Source organism: Peptoniphilus duerdenii ATCC BAA-1640 (assembly GCF_000146345.1).
Taxonomy (GTDB): Bacteria; Bacillota; Clostridia; order Tissierellales; family Peptoniphilaceae; genus Peptoniphilus_B; species Peptoniphilus_B duerdenii.
In genome coordinates this window covers 1,546,340-1,558,319 of the sequence record NZ_GL397071.1, presented here as the reverse complement: position 1 = coordinate 1,558,319, position 11,980 = coordinate 1,546,340, and the positions used below count along the sequence as shown (strand labels likewise).

Below are 11,980 nucleotides of genomic sequence, written 5' to 3'. Positions count from 1 at the left end.
ATAATTTTATAATCTATCTATTTTTTCCAAGGCTTTAGTAAACCTATCAGGAAAATCATCTTCAAAGCTAAGTTCTTCACCTGTAATTGGATGATTAAATGTCAACTTATAAGCATGTAGCAATTGAGTTTTAATGCCCAGAGAATTCTTATATCCATAAATTGAATCTCCTAACACAGGATGATTTAAATACCTAGCATGAACTCTTATTTGATGGGTTCTTCCCGTTTCTATTATAACACGACATAAGGTAAAACCATTCATATATTTTATTGGAACAAAAGTACTTATGGCATTTTTTGAATTACTATATATAACGGTAAAAGACTTTCTATCTTTTGGATTTCTACCTATAGGTTCATCTACACGAATTTCATTTTCTAAATGCCCTGTTAAAATTGCTATATACTCTTTATGAATTTCGCCGTATTTAAACATATTCACCAGTTTTTTATATGCTAGTGCGTCTTTTGCAATTATCATAAGTCCGGAAGTGTCTTTATCTAACCTATGAACTATTCCAGGTCTATCTTCCTCACCAATATCTTTGATGTTAATATTATAATCTAGTAAACCATTTACTAGAGTTTCACTAAAAACTCCAGCTCCCGGATGTACAACTAAATTTTCTGGTTTAGATATTACCATTATATATTCATCTTCAAATAAAATTTTAAAATCAATCTTTTGGGGTTCTAGATTAACTTGATCTTCAAGAATTTCTAAAGTAATAATATCATTTTTCTTAATAATATATCCTGATTTAACAGAAACCCCATTTACAAGTACAGATTTATTTTTAATTTCTTTATTAATTTTAGATCTTGAATAATCTAAAACCTCTTTCAAAAAAATATCCAGTCTCATACCTTCATATTGTGACTGGACTACTAATGTTTTATTCATTTTTCTTCCTTTTTGGATTTTCATGAAGAATTACCAGAATCATTACAATAATTGTGCCAATTACAATGAAACTATCAGCTAGATTAAATACTGCAAAATCATGACCAAACATTCTGAAGCTTATAAAGTCAATCACATATTTAAGTCTTAATCTGTCTATAAAATTACCAATTGCCCCAGCTATTATAAGTGTTAAAGAGATTTTTGTAGATAAAGATGAGCTCTTATAATTTTTTATTAAATAAATCATTAATCCTAGTAAAACTACAATTGTAATGATTGAAAAGAGAAGTTGCGAATTCTGAAGAATGCCAAATGCAGCTCCTCTATTTTCTATATAATAAAAACTTAAAAAACCATCTATTAATATATAAGGACTTTGTCCTTTTAAAAAACTAACTACAAAAAATTTTGATAGCTGATCCATCATAACTAGCAAAACTACAAAGAAAAATATAGGCATACTACCTCCTAAACCGGAAACTTAGCTCGTATAAAATAATTATCTTTTTTACTCATACCAAGATCTTCTGCATAAAAAACTCTTCCATAGCCTCTCAGTGAAACTAAGTCACCTTCGTTAATTAAACTTGATGCTGATTTGATAGGTGCAAAATTTACTTTACAAAAACCATTTTCTATGTAGGATTTTGCAAGATCTCTTCTTATTGCAAAAGCTTTTGATATGAATAAATCAAGTCTTTTTGATTTTACAACAAATTCCCTTGAGACAAATTTCTTTTCAGAACATACAACTTTATCTGAAAAAGATATATTTATTTTATAATTTCCTACTTTTTCTAAATTAGAATGAATATAATTCGCGAGTTCATTTTTCACAATCAAATAGTGTTCAAAGTCTCCATTTGAAACTATATCACCAATTTTTTCACGCACTAAACCAAGCCCTAGCACAGAACCTAAAATTTCTCTATGGCTTATCTTGTTTTTTGAAATTATTTTTATTATACTAAGTTTTTCTGTGCGTTCTATATAGGGTGGATAAATCTGAATTATTTTTCTCTCAGCTTCATCATATCCACCATCTTCATAGTACTCTAAATTATGACCAATGATTGGTCTAATAATAGATCTTTCATATGGATCTAAAAAATCTGTATCTATTGACCTATTTGATTTATCGGCTATTTCAATTTTTTCAATCGTTTGTTTTAACTTTTCCTTTAAACTATTATCTTGGATAAAGTCAAGGTTTACCAAGGAAACATTCCTTGATTTTTAAGTTCTTCTTTTAGACCATCAATTTCAACTTTGCTTGGTGCTATTACGAAAATATCTTTATTTACCTTTTGTAGCTTACCGTCTAAAGCATAAACTGCTCCACTTACGAAATCAAAAATAGCTTTTTTTACATCTACTTCAAGTTGTTCAAAATTCAAAACAACTGCTTTATTTTCTCTTAAATCGTCAACTACTTTAGCTGATTCATCATAAGTTAATGGTTCGTGAACAGTTATTACAAGTTCTGAGTGACTCACTCTTGATGGTCTAGTTATTCTGCTTGACTCTTGTGCTTTTTCTGGCTTAACTTCTGTTTCTAGAGCATAACTTTCACTTTCGTTTGAATAATCATCATCTTCATAATACTCATCGTCACCAAAACCAATTAATCTTTTAAACTTTCCCCACATTTCTGCCATTTTAATCCTCCTTAATAATCTCTCTTTCCAAATATGCTAGAACCTATTCTAACCATATTGGATCCTTCTTCAATAGCCATTTCAAAATCCGAGCTCATTCCCATAGATAGATATTTCATTTCTAATTCTTCTATGTTTTGTTTTTTTATTTTTTCCTTTAAGTTATAAAGTCTTCTAAATGAGTCTCTAATTTCTGATAGATCATCAGTATTCTTTGCAATTCCCATTAGTCCAACAATTTTTAAATTTTTAAAATCTAGAAGTGATTCTATGAATTTTTCAGTTTCGGAAAAAGATACTCCACCTTTAGATTCTTCATTGGATATATTTACTTGAACCAAACAATTTACAATTATATTTGAAGCTTGTGCTTTTCTTTCAATTTCCTTAGCAAGTGACATTCTGTCTAAGGAATGTATTAGTTTAGCTTTGTCATATATATATTTTACCTTATTTGATTGTAAAGTACCAATCATATGAAAATTAACATCATTACCTAATTTTTCATACTTTGTTGTAAATTCTTGAACTTTATTTTCACCTATATCGGTGACTCCTAATTCTATTGCTTCTTTTATTATATCAATTCCATGTGTTTTTGTAACCGCTATCAGCTCAACTTTTTCGCCAGAAATTGATTTTTTTTCAGCAATTTCTATTTTTTTTAAAACATCTTCTAAATTTCTTTTTATATCCACTATTTATTCCCCCTAATTTAGTATTTGAGAATCTTCAACTGTATCTGGATATATTACAACTGCATCATTTGCATTGACTGTTCTTTCAAGTTCCTTATCTACCTGAATCTTATAATCTCTATTACCTCTAGAAATAAATACGTCATCTCCTACTCTAGAAAGTATATTAACAGGCACAAACCTTACTAGTCCGTGTATTTCTTCTACATAAACTCCATGTATACTTCCTCTTTTTACAAGTGAAGAGCTCGGAATTTTATATGATTTTTCTCTGTTTACACTCAATATAACATCTTTTATTCGTTTATCATATATTCTTTCTAGAAATTTATCTGATTTAAGTACATAAACAACACCATTCTTTGATTTATTGATGGTTAAAATTGTTGCATCTACTGTCACATCGTTATAAATTACCTTTACTTCAGAGCCTTCTTTTAAGGATTCAATAGGATTTATATTATTAGTTTTTAACAAAATCTTATATTCAAAATTATTAATGAGTTTAAACAAATGCTCATTTTTTTCAACTTGATTTCTCGTTTCTTTATACCTCATATTTTTGTTTTTTTCTAAATATTCATAGGTATAGGAATCATTGTCCTGTGAATATTTATACTTATCCTCTAATCCATCTACAAGGTATGATATGATTCCAGAATCCGAAGCTCTATATTCTATATTAGATTTAGAGATTTGCTTTATTAGCTCATCTCTCATTTTTTCTAGTTCCTCTTTTGAGTAATTTTGATATTTCTTGTAATCTGTTATGACTACATTGTGGTTTGAACTTAAGTCTAAACTATTTATTTCTAATATCGCTTCTTGAAATGATTTGTCCTTTAAATAATTTTGAATTCTATTTATAGTCGCGATGTCTTCTGACGAAATTTCAAATGAATTATTAGATTTTTCTTTAGTCTTTTCACTGTCATTTATCGCAGCATTTATCTTTATCAGTTCATCTTTTAGGTCACTAACATCATCCATCAAATTAATAGAAGCTATTTCATAACCTGCCTTTACTTTTTGTCCTTCTGAAGCATTGTAAACAGCAATCCCGTTCATTGATGCATCTACAACATTTTCATTATATACTAAGTAAGACGTTGCACGTGTATTAACCTTGTAAACTGTCTGTACAGGAAAAACGGTGCTGTGGCTTAGGTAAGATCTTCTTGATATCACTCTACCTATAATAAAAATAGAGAATACTATTATGATTGTTAAGAATAGTCGTCTGTTTTTTAAGTTAAATTTTTTAATATTCATTCTATTCAAAGAAAACCTCTTCGATTTCTTCTTTATGTTTTCTAGTCATAAGTGACTCAACTGCTTCTCTTGGATCTAGATTATTGTAAAGTACTTCATACAAAATTTTTACTATTGGCATCTCCACATTATAATCTTTAGATAGAAGATACGCAGCTTTTGTCGTCTTTATTCCTTCTACAACTTGTCCAACTTCTTTAATTGATTCATCTATTGAATGTCCTTCACCTATTAATATTCCACACCTTCTATTTCTAGAATGCATAGATGTACAAGTTACTATAAGGTCGCCCATTCCAGATAATCCGTTAAATGTGTGAGGATTTGCTCCTAACTTTAAGCCAAGTTTGCTCATTTCATACATTCCTCTAGTCATAAGAGCTGCTTTTGTGTTGTCTCCGTATCCTAGCCCATCGCTCATTCCAGCTGCAAGAGCTATTATATTTTTAAGAGCGCCGCCTATTTCAACTCCTATTAAATCAGGATTTGTATACACTCTAAATACAGGCGAAGAAAATACTTCTTGAACCTTATTCATAGCTTCTAAATCAGCTGAAGATGCAACTATTGCAGTGGGAATATCTTTTCCAACTTCTTCCGCATGAGAAGGACCAGATACAACTACAAAAGGATTAGATGTGTACTCTTTCGCAACTTCAGAAAGTCTTTTATGAGTTTCTTCTTCAAACCCTTTTGCTAAACTTGCAATTATCGTTTCTTTTTTTGTATATTTATTTATTTTAGAAAGCATTTCTTTAAATGAGGATGAAGGTGTAGCTAAGATAATTATATCGGAATCCTTGATATCTTCTAGAGAGTTCGTGAAGTTTGCATTTTCAATAAAAGTTCCTGGTAAGTATTTTTTATTTTCTCCTGTTTTAGCTAGGGTTTCACAAACTTCTTTATCTCTAATATAAAAAATTGGTTTATATTTTTTTGAAATCAAGTAACAAATAGCAGTTCCCCAGCTTCCGCCTCCTACTATTGAAATCTTCATTATTTCCTCCTGCTTTTAAGTTCGTTTCTATTTATTAGTCTTTTGATGTTTGATCTATGTCTTACAATTCCTAATATTGTAATTAACAAAAGTATTATTATTTCATTTTTATTTAAACTAGTTGTTAAAATTTGGAACACAAAGTTTAAAAATAAAAACACCAATGAGCCTACTGATACATAGCCAGTAAATCTCCCTATCAATAATAGGATTAGAAAAGCAATTGATGACCACAATGGATTAATTATAAAAAATGCTCCAAAAGTAGTGGCAATTCCCTTTCCGCCCTTAAACTTCATATAAAATGGATAATCGTGTCCTAAGATTGCAAATAAAATTCCTAGAAATAGAAATTCCCTATTATATTTCATAAGCATATAAGCGACTAGAGATCCTTTTAACATATCAATTATAAATGTTAAAATACCAATCTTCTTACCAAAAACTCTAATCGCATTGGTTGTTCCTGCATTTCCTGAACCATATTTACGAACATCTTTGTGTAGATAATATTTGCCTAAAATAAAAGAACCGGAGATAGATCCCACTAAATATGAAATTATAAGAGTGAGAAATACATTCATCAATCACCACTCCTATTTTTAAGATCAATTTTAATTGGTGTTCCAATAAATGAATATGATTCTCTAATTTGGTTTTCTATATATCTTATATAAGAAAAATGGAACAATTCTTTATCATTTACACTTAATAAAAATCTAGGAGGTCTAGTAGCAACTTGTTGTCCGAAGTAAAGTCTTCCTCTCTTTCCTTTATCAGAAGGAGGTTGGTTCATAAGGACAGCTTTATTTAGTATTTCATTTAACACAGATGTCTTTATTCTGTGATTGTAATTGTTATTTGCAATTAATACAGTATCTAGTAGTTTATCGACTCTTTGTCCTGTTAGTGCTGATATAAATATGATAGGTGCATAGTTTATAAATGGCAATCTTTCCCTTATAGATTTTTCATATTTTTTAATTGAATCGTTGTCTTTTGTAACCGCATCCCATTTGTTTACAGCTACAACTATCGCTTTATTATTATCATGAGCATAACCAACAATTTTAGAGTCTTGTTCACTTACTCCTTCTTCAGCGTCAATTAGTAGAATGCATACATTAGATCTTTCAATAGCAGTAAGTGTTCTTATAACTGAATACCTTTCAACTGCTTCGTTAATTTTTTTCTTTTTTCTTAGCCCTGCAGTGTCCACAAGAGTTAGCTCAGTGTCCTTGTAGATAAAATGAGAGTCAATAGAGTCTCTTGTAGTTCCTGGAATATCAGTAACTATTGATCTTTCTTCTCCTAATATAAAGTTGATAAGTGAACTTTTACCTACATTTGGTTTACCAATAAGAGTTACCCTTACAGTTTCGTCATATTCATCACTTGTATCTATTTCAAATTCTGAAGTTACTATATCTAAAAGGTCTCCTACTCCAGTTCCTTGTTCTGCTGATATTAAAACAGGAATACCTAATCCTAGTTCAAAAAAATCATAGTAATTATCTTTAGCTGACTTAGAGTCATATTTGTTTATGCATAGGATTATTTTTTTATTAGATCTTCTAAGGTATTTTGCAATATCTACATCTGTTGGAGATAGTCCGTGAATACCATCAAGTACAAATATAATTACATCCGAAGTCTCTAATGCTAAATCAGCTTGACCTTTTATGCTAGACATAAAGATATCTTCATCTTTTAAGTCCAATCCTCCAGTGTCAACTAATAAAAACTTCCTGCCTTGCCAAGATGCATCGCTATAAATTCTATCCCTAGTAACTCCTGGTGTGTCTTCTGTAATAGATATTTTTCTTCCTACAATTTTATTAAAAAGTGTTGATTTACCAACATTTGGTTTTCCAATAATCGATACAATGGGTTTTTCCATAATAACCTCCATTCTATTAGAATTATATCATTTAAAAAATATAGTTGCAATTAATAGAACCTTATAAAATAAAGGTTTGTAGCTTTAGATTAAATAATATATTCCATTTATTTAACATAATTTTAAATTTAAATTAAAAAACCGCTATCGCGGTTTAATTACTTAAGATATTTTTAAAAGGATTATTATATTTTAAAGCCTTATTAATAATATTTAAATCTTTTTTATTGTTTTTATTCAAATATGTTATTTCAAACTGTTTTAAATTAGTCATAGCAAATGGCATTCCATCAGAACCAAAATAATACAGGTTAGCTACTCCAGTTGACTTTTCTTGAATAATAAGAATTCGTCCTCTATTATCAAAAAGATATCTAAGTACTATATTTTTATTATTTTCACTCACAGTCCTATCTAGAATATTATAACCATTTAAATAATTAATATTTGAAGATATTGTATCTAAAGCAAAAATCATGGAATTCTTTTGACTTTCTATTTCTCCACTGTTGTTGTTTTTTGAATCAATCGTTGGTAGTTTTCCAATTCTTGAAACTTCACTTATTTGATTTTCTCTAAGATTATTTATAAATTCCAAATTTTCATTAGCTGCGTATAAAATATTGTCGTATAGACCAATTGCATTACTTTTTAAATTTAAAATATTAGAAACTCTACTTGAGAAGTCCTCTGGTTTAAAACTTGCACTGTACTTGCTTTTATATTCAGCTATTCCTTTTGCAGCTCTGTCTCTAAAGAAAAAATTTGTATCATCTAGTAGTTTTATCATTCCTTCACGCTTTTTTAAAACGTGAGATAGCTCAGCTACTTTTTCATTTATTTTATTAGTCGCGTCAAAACTAGTCTTTAAAGATACATAAGTTTCATTTCTTTCAGCTATCACTTTAGAATTTACAGATGAATTATCGAAATATGTGGTCTCTATATTTTTAATATTAGAGCTATCCCCTTTTAATTTCTTTTGTATTTCATTATCTATTTTTAAATTTATAAAAGATAGATAGTAATCGTCAAGCTCAAATATCAGCGACTTTGTGTCTACAAAATTTTCATACTGTGATAGTTTAGCAGCTTCTTCACTTATACTTTTTATCTTATCCGAAATGGCTTCCTTTTCATTATTTAAATCAGAAATTTTTTTATCTAATTCTTCAATTTTCTTTTCATGCGTAGTTTTATTTGATTTTTCAGTATTTATAAATGATCCTAAGCCTTCATAGTTTTTATAACAAAAATATGAAAGAATTGATGAAGCTATTAGAAAAACCGATATAAAAATTATAGCAATTCTATTTTTCATTGGTTCCTCCTAAATTAATAACTTCAATCTGACCTTTATTCATAAAGTAATCTGATATTAGATTTGTGATTTTTGAATTTAAGCTATCCATTGATCTGGAGTTTAATTCTCCAGTGCTTATTCCAGATTTCTCCATTTCTTTTAGCAAAGAACAGAATGAAAACAAATCACTTCTAAGTGAATTTAAATTTTTCGGTAGTTCTTTAGTTTCTATTATTTCATTTAAATTTCTTGAGTAAATGACCAAATTAAATAGTTCTAGTTTTAATTTCGAACTGTCTATATTCGGATTTCTCCTTAAAATGTAGTTTATAAATCCATCGTTACTGTATTTATCTACAAAAGGATTTAAATTTAGAACTCCATACAAATCTTTTGAAATCTGCTCAGTTTTTATATCTGAAACGTCAATAAAGTCAGAAATCTTGCTTTCTAATTTTTCATCAGAATAAATTCCTGACTTAAAATATCTTTCATACTTTAAGACTTCACTTACAACTTGAGATTCGATGTTTTTATTATTTTCTTCAAGTTCTTTTATTCTATTAGTCAGCATATTTTCTGATTCAAAATAATCATATCCATATTTAGTTTTAAAATCGTTAGAGCTAACTTCTAAATCTTCATTTAACTTTAAAATATCTTGAGAAATTTCTTCGTTCTGACTTTGCTTTTCATTAAGCTTTATCTCTAACTCTTTATTTTCCTCAACTAATTTATTGTAAGTTGATTTGCTATTTGTAGAAAGATAGTATGCAACAGAAGACCCTACTAGAAGTATAGCTGATATTACTAATAATACCTTGTAAGTTGTTTTCATAGCTTCTTAATTATAATTCCATGGTTTGACCCATTTTTATTATCAATAGTTTTTATAAAAATAAACGATACTATCATAAAAACAAAACCGACCAATAATGAATACATCTCTTTTAAGTTTAGTAACATTCCAATTAATACTCCAGATATAAGAAATATAAGAGGAAGTCCATAGACTAAAGCAATATATTTTAATACTGCTGTAGAGTCCGTAGTGATCTCAACTCTATCACCGATTTTAAGTCCTATATCATTTTTAACATTTATATATTCTTGTTTATTTTCACCACAATGGGCAGAACATGATTCACATGAACTGCCACATGCAGCGAGTCTTGTTACTATAATTTTTGCTTTATCATCATTTAATTCAAAAACAATACCTGTCTGTTTCAATATATCACTCCTTTATAGGTTTGATATGAACTTCTCTTAATTGTTCTTCGCTTAATTCTGTTGGTGCTCCTGTAAGTAGACATGATGCTGATTGTGTCTTAGGAAAAGCAATTACGTCTCTAATGTTTGAAGAGTTTGTAAATAGCATTACAAGTCTGTCTAGACCATAAGCTAATCCTCCATGTGGTGGTGCTCCGTATTTAAATGCTTCTAACAAGAATCCAAATTTGTTTTCCGCATCTTCTTCTGTAAAGCCTAATGCTTTAAACATCTTCTTTTGAATTTCTCTATCGTTAATTCTGATGGATCCTCCGCCCATTTCATCTCCATTTATAACGATATCATATGCTTTTGCTCTTGCGTTTGCAGGGTCTGATTCAACTTTATCCAAATCTTCATCCATTGGAGCTGTAAATGGATGGTGAACTGCAACATATCTATTTTCTTCTTCTGAATATTCAAATAGTGGGAATTCCGTAATCCAAACTAATTCAAATTTACTATCATCTATTAGATTCATATCACGGGCAACTTTATTTCTTAAATTTCCAAGACTATCAAATACCACTTTATCCTTACCAGAAACTATTAAGATTAGGTCTCCTTCTTCTGCGTTAAATGCTTTTTTAATTTTATCAAGAATTCCTTCTTTTAAGAATTTATCTATTCCCGTAATAGATTTACCTTCTTCTATCTTGATATTTACTAAACCTTTAGCTCCAAAGTCTTTTACAAAATCTTCAAGTTTAGAAATACCTTTTCTAGAGTAAGCCTTTGCTCCCCCTTTAACATTGATGCCTCTTACAGAATTGAATTCTTTTGCAGATTGTTCAAATACTCCAAATCCACAATCTTTAACGATGTCTGTTATATTTTGTATTTCCATTCCAAATCTTAAATCTGGCTTGTCAATTCCATATCTTTCCATAGCTTCTTTATACTTCATTCTCTTGATAGGAAGTTCAATGTCTATGTCAAGCATTTCTTTAAAAGCTACCTTCAAGAATTTTTCATTAATATCAAGTACATCTTCCACATCTACAAAACTCATTTCCAAGTCTATTTGTGTAAATTCTGGTTGTCTGTTAGCTCTTAAGTCTTCATCTCTGAAGCATTTTGTAATTTGTATATATCTATCTAGTCCAGATACCATTAAAAGTTGCTTTAAAAGCTGTGGTGATTGAGGAAGTGCGTAGAACTTACCAGGATTAACTCTACTTGGTACAAGGTAGTCTCTTGCTCCTTCTGGAGTTGGTTTAGTAAGCATTGGAGTTTCAACTTCAATAAAACCATTTTCAGCAAAAAAGTCTCTTGTAACTTTATAGAATTTAGATCTAACCATTAAATTATTAATCATGCTTGGCTTTCTTAAGTCCAATGATCTATTTTTAAGTCTCATGTTTTCTGATACATTATCATCATCTTTTACATAGATTGGTGGAACATCAGATATATTTAAAATTTTAAGTTCATCAGCTAAAACTTCTATATATCCAGTAGGTATATTTTCATTAACTGAAGATCTTTTTCTAACTTTACCTTTTACACCTATTACAAATTCAGATCTTAATTTTTTTGATTTTTCAAATAATTCTTCATCCGGTTTATCATTAAATACGATTTGACAAATTCCAGATCTATCTCTTAGATCCACGAAATTAAGAGAGCCTAAGTTTCTTTCCTTTGCAACCCAGCCCATTAGTACTACTTCTCTATCTATGTCTTTTTCTCTTAAATCTCCTGCATAGTCAGTTCTTCTTAAATTTCCTAAACTTTCCATATTACCTCCAAAAAAAATACTCGTCCACAGAAAGGGACGAGTTTACTCGCGGTACCACCCTAATTAGGATAACCTCACTTAATGTTTTAACGCAGGTCATGCGTTTATCCTTTACGAAAGCTGTCACTAAAAGTTTCTTCTGAATGCTTTGCACCAACCAGCATTTCTCTAATTTCCATAAACTTTTTTCTCACTTTCAGATAATTTCTTTTATTTTTTAAAATTAACTT

General features: G+C 29.3%; 13 protein-coding genes. All 13 read right to left on the bottom strand.

Annotation, left to right across the window (positions count from 1 at the left end; all coding sequences use genetic code 11):
- Positions 1-6: 6 nt before the first annotated feature.
- A complete protein-coding gene (locus HMPREF9225_RS06960) occupies positions 7-906 on the bottom strand; it encodes an RluA family pseudouridine synthase (RefSeq protein WP_040551423.1) in 900 nt (299 codons plus the stop codon).
- A complete protein-coding gene (lspA, locus tag HMPREF9225_RS06955; protein WP_008902236.1) occupies positions 899-1,369 on the bottom strand; it encodes a signal peptidase II in 471 nt (156 codons plus the stop codon). Before lspA ends, HMPREF9225_RS06960 begins: the two co-directional genes overlap by 8 nt.
- 8 nt (positions 1,370-1,377) lie before the next feature.
- Complete coding sequence (locus tag HMPREF9225_RS06950) at positions 1,378-2,127, bottom strand: YlmH/Sll1252 family protein (protein ID WP_008902235.1); 750 nt, start codon at positions 2,125-2,127, stop codon at positions 1,378-1,380.
- A complete protein-coding gene (locus HMPREF9225_RS06945; RefSeq protein WP_008902234.1) occupies positions 2,121-2,567 on the bottom strand; it encodes a cell division protein SepF in 447 nt (148 codons plus the stop codon). The genes HMPREF9225_RS06950 and HMPREF9225_RS06945 overlap by 7 nt, the downstream gene beginning before the upstream one ends.
- An 11-nt stretch (positions 2,568-2,578) precedes the next feature.
- A complete protein-coding gene (locus HMPREF9225_RS06940; RefSeq protein ID WP_008902233.1) occupies positions 2,579-3,265 on the bottom strand; it encodes a YggS family pyridoxal phosphate-dependent enzyme in 687 nt (228 codons plus the stop codon).
- A 12-nt stretch (positions 3,266-3,277) separates the two neighbouring features.
- Complete coding sequence (locus HMPREF9225_RS06935) at positions 3,278-4,537, bottom strand: biotin/lipoyl attachment domain-containing protein (protein WP_008902232.1); 1,260 nt, start codon at positions 4,535-4,537, stop codon at positions 3,278-3,280.
- Between the two features lies 1 nt (position 4,538).
- Entirely contained in the window at positions 4,539-5,534 is a 996-nt protein-coding gene (locus tag HMPREF9225_RS06930) for an NAD(P)H-dependent glycerol-3-phosphate dehydrogenase (protein WP_008902231.1), read from the bottom strand.
- Complete coding sequence (gene plsY / locus HMPREF9225_RS06925; protein WP_008902230.1) at positions 5,534-6,118, bottom strand: glycerol-3-phosphate 1-O-acyltransferase PlsY; 585 nt, start codon at positions 6,116-6,118, stop codon at positions 5,534-5,536. Before plsY ends, HMPREF9225_RS06930 begins: the two co-directional genes overlap by 1 nt.
- Positions 6,118-7,434: a ribosome biogenesis GTPase Der gene (gene der, locus HMPREF9225_RS06920; protein WP_040551420.1), complete on the bottom strand. Its 1,317-nt coding sequence runs from the start codon at positions 7,432-7,434 to the stop codon at positions 6,118-6,120. Before der ends, plsY begins: the two co-directional genes overlap by 1 nt.
- Before the next feature lie 154 nt (positions 7,435-7,588).
- Complete coding sequence (locus HMPREF9225_RS06915) at positions 7,589-8,755, bottom strand: hypothetical protein (RefSeq protein ID WP_008902228.1); 1,167 nt, start codon at positions 8,753-8,755, stop codon at positions 7,589-7,591.
- On the bottom strand, positions 8,745-9,575 hold the full coding sequence (locus HMPREF9225_RS06910; RefSeq protein ID WP_008902227.1) for a hypothetical protein: 831 nt from the start codon (positions 9,573-9,575) through the stop codon (positions 8,745-8,747). Before HMPREF9225_RS06910 ends, HMPREF9225_RS06915 begins: the two co-directional genes overlap by 11 nt.
- Positions 9,572-9,970 carry a SoxR reducing system RseC family protein gene (locus tag HMPREF9225_RS06905; protein ID WP_008902226.1) on the bottom strand — a complete coding sequence of 133 codons (399 nt, stop codon included), beginning with the start codon at positions 9,968-9,970 and terminating at the stop codon, positions 9,572-9,574. Before HMPREF9225_RS06905 ends, HMPREF9225_RS06910 begins: the two co-directional genes overlap by 4 nt.
- 4 nt (positions 9,971-9,974) lie before the next feature.
- The gene (aspS, locus tag HMPREF9225_RS06900) at positions 9,975-11,750 is read right to left on the bottom strand and encodes an aspartate--tRNA ligase (RefSeq protein WP_008902225.1); all 1,776 of its coding nucleotides are present in this window, start codon (positions 11,748-11,750) and stop codon (positions 9,975-9,977) included.
- Between the last annotated feature and the right edge of the window lie 230 nt (positions 11,751-11,980).